Raw genomic sequence first — 22,527 nt, forward strand, 5'->3', positions numbered from 1 at the left:
GCGATCAGAAATGATTTAACATACCTGGCCGTGAAAAACTACTGTTCAGTCAGATAGTGTTCGAATCTGGCTCAGTTGACGCGAGCTACGGCCAGATCACACATGGTGAGCATGGCGTCACGATAGTCGGACGCTGGCAGCACGGACAGTTGTGCACGTGCCAGATCGGCCTGCTCATTGGCGAGCCTGCGGGTGTATTCCAGAGCACCGCTTTGCTGGATGATGCCGATGACCTCTGTCAGATGCTCACTGCCACCGCTCTGCACCGCCTGGCTCAACAAAGCCTTCTGATCCTCGGAGCAGTGCTGCATGGCGTGGATCAGTGGCAGGGTTGGCTTGCCTTCCGCCAGGTCGTCGCCGACATTCTTTCCCAGATCCTCTGCGTTACCATCATAGTCCAGTGCATCGTCGACAAGCTGGAAGGCCAGGCCGAGGTGCAGGCCGGCACTCTTCAGTGCCTGACAGCTTGCTTCCGGCGCACCGGCGATCAGTGCGCCGCAGTGCGCCGCCGCTTCGAACAGCACAGCGGTTTTATCGCGGATCACCCGCATGTAGTCTTCTTCGGAGGTTTCAATGCGGTGCTTGTTCAGAAGCTGCATGACCTCGCCTTCCGCAATGGTGTTGGTCGTATCGGCAATCACCTGCATGATCTGGTGGTGGCCCAGTGCAACCAGGACCTGGAAAGCACGCGAATAAATGAAGTCACCGACCAGCACGCTGGACGGGTTGTTCCATTGTTCATTGGCTGTCGGGCGGCCACGGCGCATGGCGGACATGTCCACCACATCATCGTGCAGCAGGGTGGCGGTGTGAATGAACTCTATGACGGCGGCCAGCTTTACCGGGCGGTCATCCCGGGCTCCGCAGGCCCGCGCGGCCAGTAATACCAGCAGCGGGCGCATGCGTTTGCCGCCGGCGCCTATAATGTAGTGGCCAATGTTCTCTACCAGGTCTACCCGGGAGTGCAGTTGTTCGATAATGAACGCATTGACGGCGTCAAAATCGTCTGCCACAGTTGCGCGAATCTGATTGTGCATGGGTATGTTGCTTTTGAATTGCCTTGCTGTTGAAGTGCCGGGATGCGCCGCAATGCTAGGGGGGCTGCCATGCGGTGTCAAGCAACTGCAGTGGACAAAAGCGGGTTGACGCGCCTCAATCCCATAAAGCTGCAATTAATGCGGCACAAACACTTGCTTGCAATCTCCTATTCTCGTAAAATGCCCGCCCTTAAAGCATCAGGCCTGAAGTTTCTGCCGGGCCCGGCGTGACCAAATTCTGGAGTTAATTATGTACGCGGTTATTGAGAGTGGTGGCAAGCAGCATCGAGTCGTTGAGGGCGAAACGCTGAAGCTGGAAAAAATTGAAGTGGCAACCGGCGAATCAATCGACTTTGATAAAGTGCTGATGGTGGGTGAAGGCGAATCTGTAAAGATCGGCGCTCCCTACGTTGAAGGCAGCAAGGTTACTGCTGAAGTCGTCGCTCAGGGCCGCGCCAAGAAAGTTACCATTATCAAGTTCAATCGTCGTAAGCACTACCGTAAGCGTCAGGGCCACCGTCAGTGGTTTACGGAAGTTCGTATTACAGGTATCAAGGCCTGATTGGGCCGGGAGTAGAAAATGGCACATAAAAAAGCAGGCGGCAGTACCAGTAACGGTCGCGATTCCATTTCCAAACGCCTGGGCGTCAAAAAGTTCGGCGGTGAACACGTTCTGGCTGGAAACATCATCGTGCGTCAGCGCGGTACACGTTTCCACGCTGGCAAAAACGTAGGCATTGGCAAGGACCACACTCTGTTCGCAACAGCGGAAGGCAAAGTGCAGTTCGAAGTCAAAGGCTCGCGCAGCCGCAAGTTTGTCAGCATCGTCACTGCCTGATAGGCAGTCCTCATGCTGCGCTGCCAGTCGGGCGGTGTAACAGAGGTTTAGCAAGACCAGTGGCATGATGCGTCACGGATAAAAGCCCTGTCACTCGACAGGGCTTTTTTATATGGGTAGATTTTTCCCCACAAGCGAATGGGACAGGAAAACACGTGAAGTTTGTTGATGAAGCCGAGATAACCGTTGAAGCCGGCAAGGGTGGCAACGGCTGCATGAGTTTCCGTCGAGAAAAATTCATCCCCAAGGGTGGTCCCGATGGTGGAGATGGCGGCAATGGTGGCAGTGTCTACCTGGTTGGCGACGCCAATCTCAACACACTGGTCGACTTTCGCTACCAGCGGCGCTACAAGGCCGAGTCAGGTCAGCAGGGCATGGGCAGTAATTGTACCGGTAAGGCGGGTGAAGACCTGTATGTGCGGGTTCCCGTCGGCACCTCGGTAGTCGACAAGCATACCGAAGAGCTTATTGCTGACATCGCTGAACCCGGCCAGACCGTTATGGTCGCCAAGGGTGGTTTTCACGGCCTGGGCAATACCCGGTTTAAATCCAGCACCAACCGTTCTCCTACCAAGGCAACCAAAGGCACCGAAGGCGAACTGAGAACGCTGCAGTTGCAGTTGAAGGTTATCGCCGATGTCGGGCTGCTCGGAATGCCAAATGCCGGCAAATCGACATTGCTGCGCGCGGTATCGGCTGCGCGCCCCAAGGTTGCCAATTATCCGTTCACGACCCTGGTTCCCGGGCTTGGTGTTGTTCGCATCGAGCTGGAGCGCAGCTTTGTTATGGCAGATATCCCTGGCTTGATTGAGGGGGCTTCCGAAGGTGCCGGACTGGGTATTCGATTCCTCAAACATCTGGCGCGCACCCGCGTTCTGTTGCATATGGTTGACGCTGCGCCGCTCGACGATTCGGATCCGGTTGAGCAGGCGCGTGCGATTGTTGACGAGCTGGCCAGTTTCAGCCCGACACTTGCCAGCAAAGAGCGCTGGCTGGTGCTCAATAAAACTGACCTGGTGGCAGAAGAGGATATTCTGGCGTTACAGCAAAGATTTATCGATGAGCTGGGCTGGGATCTGCCTGTCTACCGTATCGCCGCAATCAGCGGCACCGGCTGTCAGAAGCTGTGTCATGACATCATGCTTTCCGTCGAAAAACACCGCGAACTGATGCAGGGCGACGAAAATTATCGAGAGCAGCAGGAAGAGCGCGATCGCGCCATGGAGCTGGAAATTCGTCAGAGCGTCGAGCGGGCTCGCGCGCAGCATGCGGCAGCACGTCAAAGTGCTGAAGACGATTTCGACGATTTTGATGATTATGACGACTGACGTGAATGAGTATGCAGCAATCTGAATCGATGGTTTCGCGCCGCTGGGTTGTCAAAATTGGCAGCTCCCTGATTACCAATAATGGCACTGGCCTCGACCGCAAGGCCATAGGTGAGTGGGTTGCCCAGTTGGTGGGGCTGCAGAAGCAGGGAATAGAGGTTGTGCTGGTATCTTCCGGTGCCGTGGCAGAAGGTGTTGCCAGACTGGGGCTGAAATCACGTCCCAAGGAAGTTCATCTGCAGCAGGCAGCCGCTGCTGTCGGCCAGATGGGGCTGATCCAGACCTATGAAACCAGCTTTCAGCAGTATGGAGTCCACACGGCCCAGGTACTGCTCACTCATGATGACCTTGCTCATCGACGTCGTTACCTGAATGCCCGAAGCACATTGACCGGCCTGGTCGAAATGGGTGTGGTGCCTGTCATCAATGAAAATGACACGGTTGCGACCGCTGAACTGTGTTTCGGTGACAATGACTCGCTTGGCGCTCTGGTTTCCAACCTGCTGGGTGCAGATACGCTGGTTATCCTGACCGATCAGAAAGGCCTGTATGAGGCCGATCCGCGCACTCAGCCAGATGCCCCTTTGGTCACCGAGGCCATGGCTGATGACCGTCGCCTGCTGGCCATGGCTGGAGGCAGTGGCAGTCTTGGTCGTGGTGGCATGGCCACAAAAATCACTGCGGCCAGACTGGCCGCGCGCTCCGGAGCACGCACCATTATCGCCTCTGGGCGGGAAGACGACGTTTTATTGCGCCTGGCGGCCGGTGAGTCGATTGGTACGCTATTGTTGCCTAAAAAGCAGCCCATGGCCGCGCGCAAGCAATGGCTAGCAGGACAACTGAAAGTAAAAGGTCAGCTGACCGTTGATGCTGGTGCCGAAAAAGTTTTACGGGAGTCAGGTCGCAGTCTGCTGCCAGTTGGTGTGGTTGCGGTGCTGGGGCACTTTGACCGCGGTGAGGTGGTCGCCTGTGTCAATGAGACTGGTCAAGAGATCGCGCGCGGGCTGGTTAACTACAACAGCCGCGAAGCCGAACAGCTGGCGCGTCAGCCGAGCCGTATGATCGAGACCTTATTGGGGTATGCCGGGGATCCCGAGATGATCCATCGGGATAACATGGTCATCACAGACAACTGACAGACAAGACACCGTCTGAATATAAAACGAAATCGGGGACGCTGCCGGATACTCTATATTGAGTGCCGGAGGCGTCCCCGATGCTGTTCTGCAAAGCTGGTTTTTAAGCTTTCAGAGCCAGGATGGCAGAGTTCAGACGGCTCTTGTGACGAGCAGCCTTATTCTTGTGGATGATACCTTTATCGGCCATGCGGTCGATGACAGGCACAGCCTTGTTGTAGGCGGCTGTGGCGTTGTCATAGTTGCCTTCCTGGATGGCAGCAACTACTTTTTTGATGTAGGTGCGAACCATGGAACGGAAACTGGCGTTGTGACGGCGTGCGGTTTCATTTTGCCGCGCGCGTTTACGGGCTTGTGCAGTGTTGGCCAACTGATGCTCCTTACGATACTGTCAACGTGTGGCAAAATTCAAGACGCGGTACTATGCCGATTCAGCTTCCGATTGTCAAGGCCGAATTCACGCTTATCAGGCTGGTCTCATATGTTAAGCTACCAGACAAGGTGTGTGATTTCACAGAACCCATGACCCAAGGAGTATGATTCATGAGTAAGATTGATATCGGAATCAAACAGGCTGACAGAGAGAGTATTGCAGACGGTCTCAAACGCCTGCTGGCCGACTCATATACCCTTTATCTGCAGACACACAACTTCCACTGGAACGTGGAAGGACCGTCGTTTCGTGAGCTGCACCTGATGTTCGAAGAACACTATGTGGAGCTGGCGCAGGCGGTAGATGATATTGCCGAGCGTATTCGCACGCTCGATGTACCCGCGCCAGGTACGTATAAAGAGTTTGCCCGTCTGAGTTCTATCAAGGAAGTCGACGGTGTTCCGTCAGCCAAGGAGATGGTTGATCTGCTGACCAAAGGACATGAGCAGGTCGTTAAAACCTGTCGGGAAGTCGTCAAGCTGGCGCAGCAGGGCGATGACGAGTCATCCGCGGCTCTCGCGTCCGACCGTATGCGCATTCACGAAAAAACTGCGTGGATGCTGCGCGCTCTCAATAAGTAAGCAGGCATTTGTTCTGCGGCGTCTGGTACCTGTTCAGAAGAACAGGTACCAGACCAGATAAACCAGCGCAAAGCCCGTCAGATACACCATACCCACCCAGGCCAGTACATTCATACCGCTGGAAATTTGATTCCGTCTCACCAGACTGAAGTTCAACCAGGCAAAGAAAGGCGTAGTCAGAAAGGCCAGTGTCATTGCAAAGGTGAGCATGGGGCTCAGCGCAGTCTGAAAAAACAGAATGATGGCCATGCCTGCGGCGGACTGTCCAACAATCCAGGCGCTCAACGGCCAGCGAGGTCGATCTTTGTCTTTGCGACTGAGCAGGTAAAATGACTCGTTCAGTGTGCGGGCATAACCATCCAGCACCGCCAGCGTGGTACCAAACATGCACATGAACGCGATGAAGGCGATAAACAGCCGTGCCCAGTCCCCGATGGTTGCCGAGTACATAGCCACCAGCTGCTGCGCGAACGCCGCTCCGGCCATCTGAATTTCCTGCTCGGTGCCGTGTTGCAGCAGTGCTCCCAGCGCCAGGAAAACCACAGCCAGCACTATGGCAACCGCATATCCCAGGTTAAAGTCAAAGAGTCCGTCGCTCAGGCTGACTTTAGCCAGCCGTTGCTTGGAACGCAGCCACATCGAATTGATCGCCGAGAGCTCGATGGGTACCGGCATCCAGCCCATGGTGGCAACAATAAATGCCAGTGCCGACAGCTGCCAGGGTGATGGGCTGACATAATCTGGCGGCGCCATAGGTCCGTTCTGCCAGGCAATCGCCAGGGCCACGAAGGTACATACGGTCAGAACCAGCATCAGCACACGTGAGAGCCCATCCAGCACCCGGTAATGACCCGCCAGCAGGATCAACAGGCAGATCGCCAGCAATAGCAGACAGAGCAGCGTCAGCGACAGATTGCCCGGAATGAAATATTGCAGCAGGCTGGCCGTCAACAGCAGGACACCGGCGGTATTGACCACGGCCGCCAGCAGGTTCAGTAAGGTGAAGGCGATCAGCCAGCCACGACCCTTGCGCAGGTATCCTTCCACCAGGCTTTCGTCATTCAGCAGGGTGTATTGGACTCCAAAGCGGAAGAAAGGATATTTGAGAATGTTGACGGCAACAATCAGCCACAATAGCTGCCAGCCAAACAGCGCGCCAGACTGGGTTGAGGCGACCAGATGTGAAGCACCAACCGCGGCCGCCGCCATCACCAGCCCTGGTCCGGTTGCACGCCAGCGTTCCAGTATTCGAGATGTATCCATAGTTATTGTTCTTTAATGTTTCCAAGTCGTCATGTTCAGCGCAGATCGTGGGTGCGCCGGAGTGTCCGGCAGTGCGATAATGCGCCAGACGCAGCATAATGGAATGCCGAGCGCCGGTACAGACCTAACAGGAACCAGTAAGCTTTGACTGAACAACCGCCGTCCCAGTCGCAGGGGACCTCACCGCCGAAGAAGCGCGGACTGCTGCGCTCAAGCGCCGTCACCGGCAGTATGACCTTTGTCTCCAGAATTCTGGGGCTGGTGCGTGACGTGGTGCTGGCCCGTGCATTTGGCCCCGGCGATGGCGCTGATGCCTTCTTTCTGGCCTTCAAGATTCCCAACTTTCTGCGACGGCTTTTTGCCGAGGGTGCTTTCAATCAGGCTTTTGTGCCGGTGTTGTCGGAGTATCGCAATCAGCGATCACGTGAAGAGATTCGGGAACTGATTGATGCCGTCGCGGGTTATCTGGGCACGGTACTGCTGCTGATCACAGTCGCCGTGGTGGCGGCTGCTCCCTTCGTTGCCTGGCCAATAGCCTACGGGTTTACCTCTGATCCCGAAAAATTTGATCTGTTTGTGCACATGCTGCGCATCAACTTTCCCTATCTGCTGCTGATATCTCTGACGGCATTTTGTGGCGCAATACTTAACAGCTACGACCGTTTCGCTGTGCCAGCTCTGACGCCAGCGCTGTTGAATCTTTCCCTGATTGGCTCGGCACTGCTGCTGAGCCCCTATTTTGCCCAGCCGGAAGTTGCGCTGGCATGGGGGGTGCTGCTCGCAGGTATCAGTCAGCTGCTGTTCCAGTTGCCATTCCTGGTAAGAATGCAGTTGATGCCGCGCCCCCGCCTGATCCGTCACCACGAGGGCGTGAGCCGGATCGTCAAACTGATGATACCCGCCATGTTTGGCGTGTCAGTCAGCCAGATCAATCTTCTGTTCGACACATTCATAGCCTCCTTGCTGGTGGCCGGCAGTGTCTCCTGGCTGTATTTTTCCGAGCGCCTGATGGACCTGCCGTTGGGCATATTTGCGGTGGCAGTGGCGACAGTTGTGTTGCCCAGCCTGTCCCGCCGACATGCTGATCGTTCTGTTGAGGATTTTGCGGCTTTGCTGGACTGGGCATTTCGCCTGATTCTGCTGATCGCAGTACCGGCCAGTCTGGCGCTGGTTCTGTTGGCAGAACCGATCATCATCACCCTGTTTGGCAGTGATAACTTTAATACCAATGACGTCATCCAGGTGACCAGTAGTCTGCAGGCCTACTCATTGGGACTGGTCGCCTTCATGGCTATCAAAGTATTTGCGCCGGGATTTTACTCCCGCCAGGATACCCGCACACCAGTGCGAATCGGCATTGTTGCGATGGTCGTTAACATGGTGCTGAATGTCATTTTGGTGTTCGTCTTTGATATGGCCCACACAGGTCTGGCGCTGGCGACATCCCTGGCTGCTTTTCTCAATGCCGGACTGCTTCTGGCAGGCTTGCGCAAAGAGGGGGTGTTCCAGTTCCAGGCAGGGTGGCTGGTCTTTGCGCTGCGCGTAGCGTTTGCCAACACAATGATGTGCCTGTTTCTGGTCTGGCTGGCGGGTGACTGGCAGCAGTGGCTTGTGTGGAGCACCTGGCACCAGGCGGGCGTGATGGCCTTATTGTGTTTTGGCGGCATGGCGTTATACGCACTGATGTTGTTTATGACCGGGATGCGCGTGGCGCATTTTCGTCGTCACGCCTGATTCACGCGCTTGAAACAGGCCCCACCTGCCTTCATTATTGGCAAAAGACAACTATTTGCTTGAGAGTCCAACATGTCCAAATCCGCAATTCAGGTCGAAAATCTGCATATCATTGCCAGCGAGGAGCTGCCGACGCCAGCGCAGTTGAAGAAAGAAATGCCACTGCAGGGCAGGGCGCTCGATACGGTGCTGTACGGGCACAAGAGCGTCAAGGATATTCTGGACGGCAACGACCAGCGATTGCTGGTGATTGTTGGCCCCTGCTCAATTCATGACACTAAGGTGGCGATGGACTATGCGAGACTTCTCAAGCCACTCGCCGAAGAACTGAAAGACACACTGATGATTGTGATGCGCGTCTACTTCGAAAAGCCGCGCACAACCGTGGGCTGGGAAGGTCTGATTTACGATCCCTATCTTGATGGCAGTCATCGCATCGAGCATGGTTTGCGCATCGGTCGACAATTGATGCTGGATATCAATGAACTGGGACTGCCTATTGGTGTTGAAGCGCTTGATCTGATCTCCCCGCAGTATCTGCAGGATCTGGTGAGCTGGACAGCCATTGGCGCCCGTACCACAGAATCGCCCACTCATCGCAAGCTCTCCAGTGGTATCTCCTCAGCCGTGGGTTTCAAAAATAACGTTGATGGTGGTCTGACTGTTGCCGTGAACGCCATTCGCGCAGCGTCTGCCATCAACACGTTTATCAGCGTTACTGATGAAGGCAAGGTGGCGGCGTTTCGGACCTCAGGCAACCCGCATTGTCATGTCATACTTCGTGGTGGCAAGCAGCCCAACTACCAGGCTGAGCATGTGCAGGTCTGTGAGCAGGAGCTACGCAAGGCTGCGATCAGAGAAAACATCATGATTGACTGCAGTCACGGAAATTCCAGCAAACAGCATGAGCGTCAGGTGTCGGTGCTGGAGGATGTAACGAAGCAGATCGTGGATGGTAACCAGTCCATTATCGGTGTGATGCTGGAAAGTCATATTCACGCAGGTAATCAGCCCATTCCCGATGATCTGGAAGAAATACGCTACGGCGTTTCAATCACCGATGCCTGTATCGACTGGCCAGCAACGGAGGCTGCCTTGCGTAAGCTGGCGGCAGCGCTGAAACCCGTATTGCCAGGGCGTCGATAACCGGCCCTGGCAAACAGTTCCTGATGCATCCCGGATTCAGCCAATTGCATTTCCCAGCAGCGTGGAAATGGTAATAAGCATCACCGCGACCAGTGCGATAGTACCAATAGCGATGCCCATGTTGCGCAATACAATCTTGTCTTCCATTTTTTAACTCCGGTTAATTGCCTGTCGGTGATGTCATATTGATACCACCGAGGACTGCCGGAATTGATCTGGATCAACGAGTTCAGCAACAGATTTGCAGGAACGCTGCAAAAATTGATCGACCTCAAGCTTTTCACTATGATGAAGTTACACCTCAAGGGTGGACACTTAAAAAAGGAGAGCAGACATGGCTGGATACAAGAAAGTACTGATTGCCGTCGATGGTTCCGAGGAATCAGCCAGGATCGTGGACAAAGGCCTGGCTATTGCTGCCGACAGTAATGCGCAGGTCGATGTTGTAATGGTATTCGAGCCCCTGCTGGGCAGCTACTCATTCGAATTGAACATGGCAGACTTCGAAAAAGTCCAGCAGGACCACCAGGCTCAGGTGGCTGAGAAAATGACTGCCGAGCTGGCTGTTCGCTTTCCATCCGTCAAGGCAGATCACATACACTTTCTGCGAGGGAAACCAGCTACCGAAATCAAGGCGCTGGCTGAAAAGCTGGGCGTTGATCTGGTCGTAATTGGCACCCACGGCCAGAACCCGGTCAGGGCCATGCTGGGCTCAACCGCAAACGCCGTCCTGCACGGCACACCCTGCGATATCCTGACCGTCCGCGTCTAAACAGCCCAGCAGTCCTCGACTAAACAGTAAGTAGCTGCTGGAGTGTGCTGGCTCGAACTTATCGAGTCAGCACCTCTGCGATGCCACGAGTCAGGTAGGCAAGATTGCTGTGGTTGATGCCAGCGATATTGATACGGCTGGAGTCCACCAGGTAAATGCTGTAATCGTCAATCAGGCTGCGAACCTGCTCAACGCTCAGCCCCAAAAACGAGAACATGCCCTTTTCGCGTTCGATGAAACTGAAATCCCGGTCTACGCCCTCTGCAGTCAAAGCGTTGACCAACTCGGAGCGCAGCGCATTGATTCGCTCACGAACCTCTTTCAGTTCCAGGTCCCAGTCCTGTTTCAGGGCAGAGTCCTGCAGTATTGTTGTGACAACTGCTGCGCCATGGTCCGGTGGCATTGAGTAAATGCCGCGGGCGGTTGCCGCAATCTGGCTGGCAGCGGCGCGGGTGGCGTCGGCATTGTCTGTGATTACCGTCAAGGCACCGGTGCGCTCACGGTACAGGCCAAAGTTCTTTGAACAGGAGTTGACCACGATCAATTCCGGCAGCCGCTCAGCCATCAGGCGGACACCAAAACTATCGGCATCAATGCCGTCGCCAAGGCCCTGATAAGCCAGATCGATAAACGGTGTGAAGCCGTTCTTTTCTGCCAGATCGGTGACACTGCGCCACTGATCCTGATCCAGATCTGCCCCGCAGGGATTGTGGCAACAGCCATGTAACAATACCAGGTCGCCCGGGCCGGCTTTTTGCAGCGCCTGCATCATGTCGTCAAAGCGAATCGCATGTTGCTGGTAGTCGTAGTAGGGGTACTTCTCAATCTGCAGGCCGGCTTCGCCCAGCAGGGGAATGTGGTTGGCCCAGGTTGGATCGCTGACAAGGATTTTGGCGCCAGGTTTAACCTTTTGAATGAACTCGGCACCAAGGCGCAGACCACCGCAGCCTCCCGGCGTCTGGAATGTCACGCGTCGAGCGCCCAGAGATTCGCGCAGGCTATCACCAAGCACCAGACCGGCGGTCAGGTGGTTAAATGCTTCCTGTCCAGCCGGGCCAACATAGGATTTGCTGTCCTGGGTTTCCAGCAGTTTCTGCTCCGCAGCCTTCACAGCACGCATCACCGGCGTGTTGCCGTTCTCGTCCTTGTAAACGCCTACACCCAGATCAATCTTGTGTGAATTGCTGTCAACGCGATAGGCGGCCAGCAGGCCAAGAATCGGATCTGCGGGCAGGCTTTTGGTGTTTTGGAACATGATGTGGTCCTTAGAACTGGCCGCGCAACTGTTGCGCCTTCAGGGTATTTTGGAGCAGGGATGCCCGGGTCATCGGGCCGACGCCACCGGGCACGGGAGTGATAAACGAGCATTTTTCACTGACCGAGGCGAAGTCGACATCGCCAGTCAGCCGGAAGCCGCGCGGGCGGGTTTCGTCTGGTACACGGGTTATGCCGACATCAATTACAACGGCGCCATCCTTGACCATGTCGCCAGTTACAAAACCCGGCTTGCCAATGGCGACAATCAGAATGTCAGCGCTACGGCATACCTCAACCATGTTCGGTGTGCGGCTGTGCACCAGTGTCACTGTGGAGTTACCCGGATTGCTGTTGCGCGACATCAGAATGGACATGGGGGTGCCAACGATATTGCTGCGACCGACCACCACGCAGTGCTTGCCACTGGTTTCGACCTTGTAGCGCTTGAGCAGCTCCATGATGCCATTGGGTGTCGCCGAGATAAACGTTGGCAGACTCAGGCACATACGACCCACACTGGCCGGAGAAAAGCCGTCTACGTCTTTGGCAGGGTCGATGGTCAAGGTGACGCGAGTCTCGTCGATATGGGCGGGCAGCGGTACCTGAACAATGAATCCATCGATGTCATCGTTCTCGTTCAATTTGGCGATCTCTGCCAGCAGGGCTGCTTCAGAGACATCTTCGGGCAAGCGAATCAGTGTGGAATCAAAGCCCACCTGTTCACAGTCCAGCACCTTGGCATTGACGTAGGTTTCGCTGGCGCCATCATTGCCGACCAGAATGGCCGCCAGGTGGGGCACTTTTCCACCCGCTGCCTTGATCTCGGCGACCTGCTGCGCGATCTCGGCTTTTATCTGCTCAGCTGTCTGTTTTCCGTCGAGTAATTGCATGATTCTGCCCCTGGCCGTTGACCCATCTTTGAAAGGTCGCAATATTAAACGAGCACTGCTTTCGTCTCAAGCTGGCAAGTGCCTGAATGCACTTACCATTTGCCGGTATTTGGCATGCTTTCCCAGGGCTCCGCCAAAGGCAGAGGGTCGCCTGCCTGCAAAAGCTCAATGGAGATGTTATCCGGTGATCGAATAAAGGCCATGCGGCCATCCCTTGGTGGACGGTTGATGGTGACACCCTGATCCATCAGTGACTGGCACAGCTCGTAGATGTTCTCTACCCGGTAGGCGAGATGGCCGAAGTTGCGACCCTCGCCATACTCCTCCGGATCCCAGTTCCAGGTCAGTTCGATCTGAGCATCTTCATCACCGGGTGCGGCCAGAAACACCAAGGTAAAGCGGCCTTTTTCATTGACCTTGCGTTGTATCTCACGCATGCCCAGTTTGTTGCAGTAAAAGTCCAGCGACTCATCCAGGTCGCTGACGCGGACCATGGTGTGCAGGTATTTCATAGTATCAACCTCAAACGTCTCGGTTTGCTTTGGTATCAGTCTGCTGCTGGTGTCAGGCGAAGCGGGACATATTCGCCAGACTGGCTCCAGTCCCCCTCAATCGCAAGTACTTCGGTGCCAGCATCATTCAGAACCAGGTTGCCATAGAATTCAACCTGAAGAGCTGGGACCCTAAGCGTAATATTGTTTCCGCGGGGCGAGAATGGATTAACCGGCACACCGGCCTGAAACTGCGAGGGGATGTCCAGGGCGCCGGTGTACTGGTCATCTGCCGAGGTGGTGATGGTCAGTATCAGCGGTATCGGCTGATAGCGCGCCGCAACAAGCTCTCCCTGCCAGCGGCCTTCCAGCGATGGCAGGCCTTCGTCAGCGATGCCAAGGCTGCTCAGGGTCAGCAATATCAATGCAGTCACGTGTCGGTGATATATAAATGTGCGAGTCATGTCTTGCGTCCTGATTGACAACAGACCGCAAGCATAGCGTGCGACAAGGCATAAAAAAAGGCTGCGGTGGATGCCGCAGCCTTTTTGACAAGCCCCGATACACTTACTTTTTCAAGTACTCGTAAGTGATGTTGTAGGACTGGTTAACAGTGACTCCCGATGACGTGGTGGTTGCCTTGAACTGCGCACGGAAGAAGACACGGTTGTCGCCAACGCTGATTTCGCTGATCTGGAAGTCAGTAAACGTTGCAACATCCACGTTCTCGACTTCCTTAAAGGCATCCTTGACATCCTTCTCAAGTTCCTCGACCGTGGTTGAGTCAGGGGCTTCAATAGAGTCGATGGTCAGACCAAAATTTGATGATGTGGTAACACCAAACACGGTGGCACCAACAACACCGGAGATGGTCAGTTTGTAATCACCTGAGGGAATGTCAACTTTGGGTTCTTCAACCGGCGTCACAGGCTCACCAGTCACCGTAGAGATCAGTTGTGCACGTGTGTTAGCGACGGTACCGATTGTGACTGGCTGATTGCCAAATTCGCCGCCGAGCACATAAACAGTGCCGTTGCGTATGCCAATATAAGTGCCTGTTGAGGCATAGCTGCGGGCAATAAATCCGTCGATAATCTCAAAAGTGTTATCCACTTGGGCGTTCGGGAATAGCGATGCATAGGCCTGTTCGGCATATTTGAAGATATCGGCAATCGTGCTCATGTCGGGTGGTGTGCCACCCAGCATGGCGCAGCTGGTTTCGTTGCTGACTTTGGAACCACTCAGCTGACCCAGGAAAGCGTCAGAAGATGACATGACGTTGAGTTCGTTGAAGCTGCCGCTCTGAATGTTGGACAGGCGCAGTTTCAGACCCAGCGCTGCTGAGGTGTAGACAGCTTCTGCAGTGGAGTTGTCTGCCTGCACTGGATTAGAGAACAGGTACTCGGCGATGCAGATGGCGCCGCCCGGAGCGATGACCATGGTGGCCGTGGTGCCGTTGGTCAATGGCGCGCCCGGCTGTGCGGAGCCGAATGTGACATTGTAGGTGCCCTGCATGGACGCGGGGATAGTGGCAGCAGTCTGAGCCAAGGCGGCACTGCCACTAAGCAGCATGGCCGCGGCGACGAGAGATCGGTTGAACAGCTTCATTACGTTAACTCCAGAATTCCTAAGTGTAGTGACGACATAGCGTAAGGAATCGCACTGATTGCCGGCACCCCCTGAAAAGGGGGCGGAAAACGGGGTAAGTTTCATCGTCTGCAAAAAATGCTACTATTCGCGGCTGCCCCGAAAACGAGTAGATTTGAGCAAGATGAGCATAGATGACCGCCACAAATACGTATTGACAGTTTCCTGCCCCGAAGCCAATGGCATAGTGCGTGCCGTCAGTGATTTCCTCTATCAGCGGGGGGCAACAATCAGCGAGGCAGCACAGCATCGAGATCCTGTCATTGATCGCTTCTTCATGCGTGTTGAATTCGAAGAGGTCGAGGTAGATCTGCCGTCATCAGAAAAGCTTGATGAAGACTTTTCCGAGCTTGCCGCCCGGTTCGACATGCAATGGAGTTTTTTCGACCTCAGAAAGCGGCCCAGAGTCCTGCTGGCTGTTTCCCAGCACGGGCACTGCCTGATCGATATGCTGCATCGCTGGAGCAGCGGGGCACTGCCGGCAGACGTGGTGGGTGTGGTATCCAATCACGATGACATGCGGGGCATCACCGAGTGGTATGGCCTTGATTATTATCACCTGCCTGTGACCGCTGAAACAAAGCAGCAGCAGGAAGCCGCGATTCTCGACATCATCCGCGACAAGTCGGTTGATCTGCTGGCGCTGGCGCGCTACATGCAGATTCTCTCACCAACCATGTGCGAGGCCATGGCGGGTCGGGCCATCAATATTCATCACTCGTTTTTGCCCGGATTTAAAGGTGCCAATCCATATCGTCAGGCTTATATGCGAGGCGTCAAGATAATCGGCGCGACGGCACACTACGTCACCACCGAACTGGATGAAGGTCCAATCATTGAACAGGCGGTTGAACGCATTGATCACAATTTCGACATTGATGAATTGATGCAGATCGGCAGGGATGCAGAGTGTGCGGCATTTGCCCGCGCAGTAAAGTGGCACTGCGAGCATCGCATTATCGTCAACGGCAACAAGACCGTCGTGTTCAAATAGGCAGCAGGCTTTCCAGGCTGGCAGGTTTAATGTCCGTCGGCCCGCATGGGCGCCGACAGCGGCAGAATAATTTCAAAGCAGCTACCCGTTTCGCTGGGGATAAGGCAGATAGAGCCGCCCAGCAAATCTACAACTCGCGTGTAAGCGATATGAAGCCCCAGGCCGCTGCCAGCGGCTGCCTGCGTGGTGAAAAACGGCTCGAAAATGCGATTGTGCATTTCTGCAGGAATGCCGACACCATCGTCGGCAAAGCGCAGGCTCACTGACTGGCGTTGCAGCTCTGCGGACAGAGACAGGATGCCTTCAGCCTTGTGTCCGGGGGGATAGGCGTGGACCAATGCATTGCCTATCAAGGCACTGAGCACCTGATAAAGCGCGCCCGGATAGCTGTCCAGTATGATATTGCCCGGTACATCAAGCTGCAATTTAAGCTTATTGGTCTGCAGCCCCGGCCCCAGCGTTTCTGCCAGTTCCTCTATCGCTTCAAGCAGATTGAAACTGCGTCTTTGTTCAGTGCTCTGGTCACTGGCAATGCGCTGAAACCCATTCAGTATCACTATGGCCCGTCGCACATTCTGGTCAAGCGCGGTCAGTGCGCTGCCTGTTTTTGAGTCACCGGCCAGGCGCTGCTCCAGCTCTGTGACTGTTTCCCGTATCTGGTTGATCGGCCTGTCGAGTCCCTGGGTAACACCGCTGACCAGTTGTCCCAGGGCTGCCATTTTTTCTTTCTGCAACAACTGGTGCTGTGTCTGTCTGAGCTCTTCAGTACGCTGCGATATTTGCTGATTGACCACTGCTCTTTGCTGCAAAAGGGTGTAGAAAACCAGGCTTAAGAGCATACTTATCAATATACCGCCAAAGAGCACAAGATAAGCCTGGCTGATATCAATGTCAGGTGCCTGATCGGCGTCAAACAGCCATTCCAGTTGCCAGATATCCAGGCCGACTGGTACACGCACAGTATGTCGATTTTCAGCCTCGGTACTCAGCGGCGGCAGATTGGCGTGATTCACACCTGGCGTCAGTGGGTGGTAGATGTTGACGGTTGTGTGACCGTTCAGTACATCACTCATGACAATAGACAGCAGTCGACTGAAGTCCAGCAAAAGCATCAATACACCGCCAGTGTCGCCGTTGCTGGCAGTCAGCACCATTGGCAGATAGCTGTCGCCATCTTTCCGTATCGGAGCATGAATCACCACAGCGCCAGGCATCATCCTGGCTGCGTCGACAGCTGCCCGCAACTGCGTGTCCAGCGGGCTGCTGGCGCGAGTTGGCAGCAGTGCCAGCTCGCCGTTTGCCTGCTCGGCCAGATAGTCTCCGTTTTGGTTTGTGACGAATGCAACGGAATGGGCGATCTGGTTATCCGTTGTCTCTAGGATAAGTTCATGCGCAGCAACAAGTTCGCTTTGGGTAACGTCGTCGGAACCGGAGTAAAGGCTTGCGATGGCTATCAGTGGTTCGCGATTAGCGAGAATCCGGAATCTGAGTTCGGCACTCAGGCGTTCGGCATTGGTTACAGACTGCAGCTGCCAGAGACGCTGGTCGTTGGTGGATACCTGCCAGGCGGCCAGAGATGAAATCGCCAGCCCGGTGAGCAGGAGCACCGCGCAAAGGAAGAGGTTCCACAGATCGTATCTGGACATAAGTGCCTTGAAGACGTCAGCCCGGCCTTCCAATCTATACCAGTAGGGGCGAGGCTGGCAATTCCCGGATGGCAGCGAGTACACTGGTGACCACAGTTGGCGCCATACTGAGACAGGGATAACGATAGGATGTTGGTGACACTAGGGACATTGCTGGGCGGCCTGGGTATTTTCCTGTTGGCCGTGTCGATGATTACGGATGGTCTTAAGCTGGCGGCAGGACGGGCCTTGCGAGATATCCTGGCGCGTTCGACGCGGACACCAGTCAGAGGTATAGCATCGGGATTTCTGCTGACCAGTGTGGTGTTGTCATCCAGCGCAGTGACAATTGCCACCATAGGCTTTGTCAATGCCGGGCTGCTGGGTCTCAAACAGGCGATGAGCATTATTCTCGGGGCTACCATCGGAACCACCATGATGGGCTGGCTGGTGTCGATTGTTGGTTTTGATCTGAATATTGCCAGCTTTGCGCTGCCGATGGTGGGGCTGGGCATGATGATGCGCCTTTTTGGACCCAGCAGACGGCTGGGCGCAGTAGGGGAGGCGGTGGCAGGCTTCGGCCTGTTTTTTATCGGGGTCGATTTTCTGGGTGATGCTTTCGAAAATGTGTCTGCCAGCATCGACCTCGAGTCCCTGCGTCCCCAGGGGCTGATGGGCATAGCAATGTTTGTGCTGATTGGGCTGGTAACCACCGTGCTGACACAATCCTCTGGCGCCGCAATTGCTCTGGCGCTGACAGCAATGGCAGGTGGTCTGATTCAGTTCCCGGAGGCGGCGGCCGCCACCATCGGGGCTACTGTGGGCACGACTTCCACTTCGGCGCTTGCGGTGATCGGCGCCACACCCAATGCGAAACGGGTTGCTGCCAGTCATGTGTTGATCAACAGCTTTAATGCCATGGTGGGACTGGCGTTGTTGCCACTGGCGATCATGGCGTTTAATTCAGGCGGCAGCCTGTCAGGCAACCCGGCCATGGCAGTTGCGCTGTTTCACACCGTATTCAATACCCTGGGCGTCATTCTGCAGCAACCCCTGAGTGGACGATTCAGCAACTGGCTGGCGAGACGTTTTACAAACTTTGTGGAACAACTCGGAAGGCCTCAGTATCTTGACCGAAACGTGATCGCTTCACCCAGCCTGGCCATGGACGCGTTTTTACTTGAACTGCAGCGTATGGCTGCCCTGACCCGACAACACGCGGCGATGGCAGCCAGTCATCAGGCCAAGGACCTGGAGTCGCTGCAGGACCAACATGACGGTCTGCGGCAATTGGCCCAGGCCGTGGAGATGGCTGTGACACGGCTGGAAACAGACCGCCTGCATTCTGATATTGCGCGTCAGTTGCCGCAGGTGTTGCGCATTGCCGGATATATTGATGAAGCGGTGGCGCAGGCACAGGAAAACGTCGAGCACCATGAGGATGTAAAGGTTTTGCTGAAGGGCGTCATGCGTGACCAGGTGATCGACTATCAAAAGGCGGTCGTCGCCATGATTGAGTACTGTGATCCACAACTGCCAGGTTTTGATGTCAGCGACATGGAAGCGCGTTATCAGTCGCTGCGCGAGCAGTGGCGGGCGCTCAAGACAGAGTTGCTGGAGGCTGGGGCCAATCGGCAACTTCCGGTTGCAAGTCTGAACCCTGCGATTGATAATCTGCGCATTCTGCTGCGAGTGGCCGAGCGTGTAACGCGCATTGCCAGCCGCATGCGGGAGCTGGCGCAGTCGCTGCCGGAAGTCCGTAAATCCGGCCGGGATGAAACGCAGCTTGCTGGTAGTGATCAGGCTGGAAAGTGATCACTGCGTAACAATGCTGTCACATAATTGTCATAAGCAGTCGGTATAGTCCGAGACCGAAATTTGTTGGATTCGAATCCACAACGGAACGGAGAATTGACGTATGACCCCTCTGAAATTTGCCCCACTGAAAAAACTGTTTGCTGTTGTCGCATTTGCTGGTACCGCGACATTCTCAGCATCGCTGTTGGCCGATGTAGATCCTGCTCTGTCGGATTACGAACGCGCCTCAGGCGTGTCTGGCAATCTGTCGAGCATCGGTTCAGATACCCTGAACAACCTGATGACGCTGTGGGCAGAGGCTTTCAACACCTACTACCCTAATGTTAACGTGCAGATTCAGGGTGCTGGCTCTTCCACTGCACCGCCCGCTCTGACACAGGGCACTGCCATGCTGGCTCCAATGAGCCGTGGTATGCGTCAGTCCGAGATTCAGGAGTTCGAAGCACAGCACGGCTATCGGCCGACAGAGTTGCCGGTTGCAGTCGACATGCTGGCGGTTTTTGTTAACCGGGATAACCCCATCGAATCATTGAGCCTGCCGCAGATCGACGCTATTTTCTCTGCGACCCGTCGTTGTGGCTTTGCTGAAGATATCACCCGTTGGGGACAACTGGGTCTGGGCGACGCCTGGGCGAACCGTGATTTTGCACTGTACAGCCGTAACGCGGTATCAGGCACCTACGGTTTCTTCAAGGACAACGCCATGTGCGGCGGTGACTTCAAGTCCAGCATCAATGAGCAGCCCGGTTCCTCATCTGTAGTGCAGGGTATCAGCGAATCTATCAACGGTATCGGTTACTCCGGCATCGGTTATCGTACCTCGGGTGTGCGCGCTCTGCCGATCGCTGCAAGTCACGGTGGCCAGGCTTTTGAGCCGACGCCAGACAACGCCGCGACTGGTGATTACCCGCTGGCGCGCTACCTGTTTATCTACATCAACAAACACCCGAATCGCGAGCTGGATCCCCTGACCCGCGAGTTCATCAAGATGGTCTATAGCAAGCAAGGCCAGGAAATTGTTGATCGCGATGGCTTCGTGACACTGCCTGCCGCAGTAGCAGATCGTTACCTGGCTGAGCTGGGAATCGAATAAGACAGTTTTGTCATAAAACGGTCACAATACTGTCGTAGACTGCGCGCCGTTGAATAAATGCCTGGCTGAATCGTTCAGCCGGGCATTGCTTAAATAAGAATCAGAGCCTTTACAGACCACCTGCACAGGACCGCGTTCACTCATGTCTGATCTTGCCCCGGATATCCCAACTCCCGACAAACCCAGGGTCAGTCTGTTGCCCGGCGCGGAACAACGCCAGCTCATGCGTCAACGGCGTGCACGTCGTGACAAGCTGTCCAAGTGGGGCATTACGGCGGCGGGTTATGGTGTCGTTCTGGCACTGGCTACCATCTTCATATACCTGTTTTACGAGGTAGCGCCGATATTTCGCGGTGCCACCGTCGATGCAGGTGCTAGTTATCAACCTGCGGTATCCGAGGCTGAAACACGTCAACTGTTGCTGGAACGTTATCAAACCATGGGTGTGCAATACACCGATGATGCTGAGGTAGTCTTTTTCGATTCTGACACGGGAGCAACCCTTCAGCGTTTTGCCGTGCCATTGCCAGATGGCGCGCAAGCAACCAGCTTCTACGCCGCCGAGCCCATTTCCAATATGCATGTGTACGGTCTCAGTAACGGCCAGGCTCAGGTCGTTCAGCATCAGTTCGATATCAGTTTCCCGGTAGACGAGCGTGTTTTGACACCGCGACTGGCTTACCCACTGGGGCAGCAGCCCCTTACGGTTGATACCGAAGGGCAGCCACTGGATCTGGTTGCAGTGGAGACCAATACCCGTGGCGTCACGGCCAGTGCACTGGCGGCCTACACCCGTGACGGGCGCATGCTGCTCACCTCGGTGAGTTCCCGCAACAACCTGTTGACCGGACAGGTGCAGATATCGTCAGTGACCTATGAGTTGCCTGACCTGCCTGCAACGCCACAACAACTGCTGCTGGATAAGTCACTGCGCAATCTCTTTGTCATCGATACCACCGGTAGTGTTCACTACTATGATATTTCCACACCAACAGCGGCACGACTGGTGCAGACAGTTGATGCAGGAAACGGTGAGCGTATTACAGCGGCGGCATTTCTGGTTGGCACGGTGTCGCTGATTCTGGGTACCGAGAGCGGTGAATTGAGTCAATGGTTTCTGGTCCGCAATGAGCAGAACAATTTTCGGCTTGAAGAGATTCGGCGCTTTGACTCCCATGGAGCGGAAATTACCGCCATCGCCCCGGAACACACACGTAAGGGATTCATTGCTGTCGATCGTGCCGGCCAGATAGGCATTCACTACGGAACCTCGTCGCGAACATTGCTGCTCGACGAATTTTCAGATGTACCCCTGACTCATGTTGCTGTTTCCCAGATCAATCAACGCGTTCTCTACATGGACGAGCAGGGCACGGTCACCGAAGCCGAGCTGTGGAATGAACATCCACAACTGTCCTGGGCAGCCATGTGGAACCGGGTCTGGTATGAGGGACGTGAAGATCCGGAGTTCATCTGGCAGTCGTCTTCTGGTTCTGATGAGTTCGAATCCAAGTTCAGTCTGGTGCCTTTGAGTCTTGGAACACTGAAGGCTGCATTCTACGCGATGCTGTTTGCCATGCCGCTGGGTATCGCAGGGGCCATCTATACCGCTTACTTCATGACGCCCAAGCTACGTGGAGTGGTCAAACCCAGTATTGAAATCATGGAAGCACTGCCCACCGTCATTTTGGGTTTTCTGGCTGGTTTGTGGCTGGCGCCATTTGTGGAAAGCAATCTGCCGGCGGTGTTCAGTATACTTTTCCTGATGCCGGTCATGTTGCTGGTTTTCGCCTACGCCTGGTCCAGATTGCCTGTCAACATCCGCAGTCGGGTTCCTGAAGGCTGGGAAGCAGCGCTGCTGGTGCCGGTTATCCTGATTTTTGGATACCTTTGTCTGGCTGCCAGCCCCTGGGTGGAAGTCTGGATGTTCGGCGGCAGCATGCGTCAGTGGTTTACCAATATTGGTATCAACTATGATCAGCGCAATGCTCTTATTGTGGGGATTGCCATGGGCTTTGCCGTCATCCCCACCATCTTTTCGATTGCTGAAGATGCCGTCTTTACAGTACCCAAGCACCTGACCCAGGGGTCACTGGCGCTTGGAGCCACGCGTTGGCAGACTGTGGTCGGCGTCGTGCTGCCGACTGCCAGCCCCGGTATCTTTTCCGCCGTGATGATGGGTTTTGGCCGCGCTGTTGGTGAAACCATGATTGTGCTGATGGCAACCGGCAACAGCCCGGTGGTGAACTTCAATATCTTTGAAGGCATGCGCACACTGTCTGCCAATATAGCAGTGGAGCTTCCGGAAACCGCGGTGGGGTCCTCTCACTTCAGGGTGTTGTTCCTGGCAGCACTGGTTCTGCTGGCGCTTACCTTTGTAGTAAATACACTGGCAGAAATAATTCGACAGCGGCTGCGGCATCGTTACAGCAATCTGTAAGCGC

21 protein-coding genes are annotated in these 22,527 nt (G+C 55.1%); 12 read left to right on the plus strand and 9 right to left on the minus strand.

What is annotated here, in order from left to right:
• Nucleotides 1–71: 71 nt before the first annotated feature.
• Entirely contained in the window at nt 72–1,037 is a 966-nt protein-coding gene (locus tag QGM61_RS13325) for a polyprenyl synthetase family protein (protein ID WP_281133245.1), read from the minus strand.
• A gap of 250 nt (nt 1,038–1,287) precedes the next feature.
• Here QGM61_RS13325 and rplU point away from each other — a divergent pair, with 250 nt between their 5' ends.
• From rplU to proB, 4 genes are all read left to right on the plus strand, one after another.
• A complete protein-coding gene (gene rplU, locus QGM61_RS13330) occupies nt 1,288–1,599 on the plus strand; it encodes a 50S ribosomal protein L21 (protein WP_237134576.1) in 312 nt (103 codons plus the stop codon).
• 18 nt (nt 1,600–1,617) lie between these two features.
• Nucleotides 1,618–1,875 carry a 50S ribosomal protein L27 gene (gene rpmA / locus QGM61_RS13335; protein ID WP_237134575.1) on the plus strand — a complete coding sequence of 86 codons (258 nt, stop codon included), beginning with the start codon at nt 1,618–1,620 and terminating at the stop codon, nt 1,873–1,875.
• A 155-nt stretch (nt 1,876–2,030) separates the two neighbouring features.
• Complete coding sequence (gene cgtA / locus QGM61_RS13340; protein WP_281133246.1) at nt 2,031–3,203, plus strand: Obg family GTPase CgtA; 1,173 nt, start codon at nt 2,031–2,033, stop codon at nt 3,201–3,203.
• 11 nt (nt 3,204–3,214) lie between these two features.
• Nucleotides 3,215–4,339 (plus strand): glutamate 5-kinase, encoded by a 1,125-nt coding sequence (gene proB / locus QGM61_RS13345; RefSeq protein WP_317622195.1) that lies wholly within the window; start codon nt 3,215–3,217, stop codon nt 4,337–4,339.
• Between the two features lie 103 nt (nt 4,340–4,442).
• Here proB and rpsT read toward each other — a convergent pair whose 3' ends face one another.
• Nucleotides 4,443–4,709, minus strand: a complete 267-nt coding sequence (gene rpsT, locus QGM61_RS13350; protein ID WP_237134572.1) for a 30S ribosomal protein S20 — start codon at nt 4,707–4,709, stop codon at nt 4,443–4,445.
• 173 nt (nt 4,710–4,882) lie between these two features.
• On the opposite strand from rpsT, the gene QGM61_RS13355 reads away from it, so the two are divergent.
• Entirely contained in the window at nt 4,883–5,353 is a 471-nt protein-coding gene (locus QGM61_RS13355) for a Dps family protein (protein ID WP_237134571.1), read from the plus strand.
• Nucleotides 5,354–5,386: 33 nt separating this feature from the next.
• On the opposite strand, the gene QGM61_RS13360 is transcribed toward QGM61_RS13355, so the two are convergent.
• On the minus strand, nt 5,387–6,616 hold the full coding sequence (locus QGM61_RS13360) for an NRAMP family divalent metal transporter (RefSeq protein ID WP_281133247.1): 1,230 nt from the start codon (nt 6,614–6,616) through the stop codon (nt 5,387–5,389).
• Nucleotides 6,617–6,760: 144 nt separating this feature from the next.
• Here QGM61_RS13360 and murJ point away from each other — a divergent pair, with 144 nt between their 5' ends.
• The 3 genes from murJ to QGM61_RS13375 all read left to right on the plus strand — a co-directional run bounded on the left by murJ (nt 6,761) and on the right by QGM61_RS13375 (nt 10,268).
• Nucleotides 6,761–8,350 carry a murein biosynthesis integral membrane protein MurJ gene (gene murJ / locus QGM61_RS13365; RefSeq protein WP_272907285.1) on the plus strand — a complete coding sequence of 530 codons (1,590 nt, stop codon included), beginning with the start codon at nt 6,761–6,763 and terminating at the stop codon, nt 8,348–8,350.
• Nucleotides 8,351–8,422: 72 nt separating this feature from the next.
• Nucleotides 8,423–9,496: a 3-deoxy-7-phosphoheptulonate synthase gene (locus tag QGM61_RS13370; RefSeq protein WP_281133248.1), complete on the plus strand. Its 1,074-nt coding sequence runs from the start codon at nt 8,423–8,425 to the stop codon at nt 9,494–9,496.
• Nucleotides 9,497–9,830: 334 nt separating this feature from the next.
• Entirely contained in the window at nt 9,831–10,268 is a 438-nt protein-coding gene (locus QGM61_RS13375) for a universal stress protein (protein WP_281133249.1), read from the plus strand.
• Between the two features lie 58 nt (nt 10,269–10,326).
• Here the strand turns inward: QGM61_RS13375 and QGM61_RS13380 are convergent, their stop codons facing one another.
• The 5 genes from QGM61_RS13380 to QGM61_RS13400 all read right to left on the minus strand — a co-directional run bounded on the left by QGM61_RS13380 (nt 10,327) and on the right by QGM61_RS13400 (nt 14,514).
• The gene (locus QGM61_RS13380; RefSeq protein WP_281133250.1) at nt 10,327–11,523 is read right to left on the minus strand and encodes an aromatic amino acid transaminase; all 1,197 of its coding nucleotides are present in this window, start codon (nt 11,521–11,523) and stop codon (nt 10,327–10,329) included.
• Between the two features lie 10 nt (nt 11,524–11,533).
• Nucleotides 11,534–12,415, minus strand: a complete 882-nt coding sequence (locus QGM61_RS13385) for a bifunctional 5,10-methylenetetrahydrofolate dehydrogenase/5,10-methenyltetrahydrofolate cyclohydrolase (protein WP_281133251.1) — start codon at nt 12,413–12,415, stop codon at nt 11,534–11,536.
• 92 nt (nt 12,416–12,507) lie between these two features.
• Complete coding sequence (locus QGM61_RS13390; protein WP_281133252.1) at nt 12,508–12,927, minus strand: VOC family protein; 420 nt, start codon at nt 12,925–12,927, stop codon at nt 12,508–12,510.
• Nucleotides 12,928–12,962: 35 nt separating this feature from the next.
• The gene (locus tag QGM61_RS13395) at nt 12,963–13,370 is read right to left on the minus strand and encodes a hypothetical protein (protein WP_281133253.1); all 408 of its coding nucleotides are present in this window, start codon (nt 13,368–13,370) and stop codon (nt 12,963–12,965) included.
• A gap of 103 nt (nt 13,371–13,473) precedes the next feature.
• Nucleotides 13,474–14,514, minus strand: coding sequence for a hypothetical protein (locus QGM61_RS13400; RefSeq protein WP_237134563.1), 1,041 nt, complete (start codon nt 14,512–14,514; stop codon nt 13,474–13,476).
• Nucleotides 14,515–14,677: 163 nt separating this feature from the next.
• Between QGM61_RS13400 and purU the strand changes: the two genes are divergently transcribed.
• Nucleotides 14,678–15,547, plus strand: coding sequence for a formyltetrahydrofolate deformylase (purU, locus tag QGM61_RS13405; protein ID WP_237134562.1), 870 nt, complete (start codon nt 14,678–14,680; stop codon nt 15,545–15,547).
• Between the two features lie 26 nt (nt 15,548–15,573).
• Here purU and QGM61_RS13410 read toward each other — a convergent pair whose 3' ends face one another.
• Complete coding sequence (locus QGM61_RS13410; protein WP_237134561.1) at nt 15,574–17,193, minus strand: sensor histidine kinase; 1,620 nt, start codon at nt 17,191–17,193, stop codon at nt 15,574–15,576.
• Between the two features lie 129 nt (nt 17,194–17,322).
• Between QGM61_RS13410 and QGM61_RS13415 the strand changes: the two genes are divergently transcribed.
• The 3 genes from QGM61_RS13415 to QGM61_RS13425 all read left to right on the plus strand — a co-directional run bounded on the left by QGM61_RS13415 (nt 17,323) and on the right by QGM61_RS13425 (nt 22,523).
• Entirely contained in the window at nt 17,323–18,987 is a 1,665-nt protein-coding gene (locus QGM61_RS13415; protein ID WP_237134560.1) for a Na/Pi cotransporter family protein, read from the plus strand.
• Between the two features lie 103 nt (nt 18,988–19,090).
• Nucleotides 19,091–20,083 (plus strand): PstS family phosphate ABC transporter substrate-binding protein, encoded by a 993-nt coding sequence (locus QGM61_RS13420; protein ID WP_237134559.1) that lies wholly within the window; start codon nt 19,091–19,093, stop codon nt 20,081–20,083.
• Between the two features lie 142 nt (nt 20,084–20,225).
• Nucleotides 20,226–22,523, plus strand: a complete 2,298-nt coding sequence (locus QGM61_RS13425) for an ABC transporter permease subunit (protein WP_281133254.1) — start codon at nt 20,226–20,228, stop codon at nt 22,521–22,523.
• The last annotated feature ends 4 nt before the right edge of the window (nt 22,524–22,527 follow it).

Origin of the sequence: Pseudohongiella sp. SYSU M77423 (assembly GCF_029911965.1) — a bacterium.
GTDB lineage: Bacteria > Pseudomonadota > Gammaproteobacteria > Pseudomonadales > Pseudohongiellaceae > Pseudohongiella.

Coding starts and splice junctions, on each gene's coding strand:
- QGM61_RS13325 (WP_281133245.1), bottom strand. CDS start 1,037: ATGCACAATCAGATTCGCGCAACTGTGGCAGACGATTTTGACGCCGTC.
- rplU (WP_237134576.1), top strand. CDS start 1,288: ATGTACGCGGTTATTGAGAGTGGTGGCAAGCAGCATCGAGTCGTTGAG.
- rpmA (WP_237134575.1), top strand. CDS start 1,618: ATGGCACATAAAAAAGCAGGCGGCAGTACCAGTAACGGTCGCGATTCC.
- proB (WP_317622195.1), top strand. CDS start 3,215: ATGCAGCAATCTGAATCGATGGTTTCGCGCCGCTGGGTTGTCAAAATT.
- QGM61_RS13355 (WP_237134571.1), top strand. CDS start 4,883: ATGAGTAAGATTGATATCGGAATCAAACAGGCTGACAGAGAGAGTATT.
- QGM61_RS13360 (WP_281133247.1), bottom strand. CDS start 6,616: ATGGATACATCTCGAATACTGGAACGCTGGCGTGCAACCGGACCAGGG.
- QGM61_RS13370 (WP_281133248.1), top strand. CDS start 8,423: ATGTCCAAATCCGCAATTCAGGTCGAAAATCTGCATATCATTGCCAGC.
- QGM61_RS13375 (WP_281133249.1), top strand. CDS start 9,831: ATGGCTGGATACAAGAAAGTACTGATTGCCGTCGATGGTTCCGAGGAA.
- QGM61_RS13380 (WP_281133250.1), bottom strand. CDS start 11,523: ATGTTCCAAAACACCAAAAGCCTGCCCGCAGATCCGATTCTTGGCCTG.
- QGM61_RS13385 (WP_281133251.1), bottom strand. CDS start 12,415: ATGCAATTACTCGACGGAAAACAGACAGCTGAGCAGATAAAAGCCGAG.
- QGM61_RS13390 (WP_281133252.1), bottom strand. CDS start 12,927: ATGAAATACCTGCACACCATGGTCCGCGTCAGCGACCTGGATGAGTCG.
- QGM61_RS13395 (WP_281133253.1), bottom strand. CDS start 13,370: ATGACTCGCACATTTATATATCACCGACACGTGACTGCATTGATATTG.
- QGM61_RS13400 (WP_237134563.1), bottom strand. CDS start 14,514: ATGAAGCTGTTCAACCGATCTCTCGTCGCCGCGGCCATGCTGCTTAGT.
- purU (WP_237134562.1), top strand. CDS start 14,678: ATGAGCATAGATGACCGCCACAAATACGTATTGACAGTTTCCTGCCCC.
- QGM61_RS13410 (WP_237134561.1), bottom strand. CDS start 17,193: ATGTCCAGATACGATCTGTGGAACCTCTTCCTTTGCGCGGTGCTCCTG.
- QGM61_RS13415 (WP_237134560.1), top strand. CDS start 17,323: ATGTTGGTGACACTAGGGACATTGCTGGGCGGCCTGGGTATTTTCCTG.
- QGM61_RS13420 (WP_237134559.1), top strand. CDS start 19,091: ATGACCCCTCTGAAATTTGCCCCACTGAAAAAACTGTTTGCTGTTGTC.
- QGM61_RS13425 (WP_281133254.1), top strand. CDS start 20,226: ATGTCTGATCTTGCCCCGGATATCCCAACTCCCGACAAACCCAGGGTC.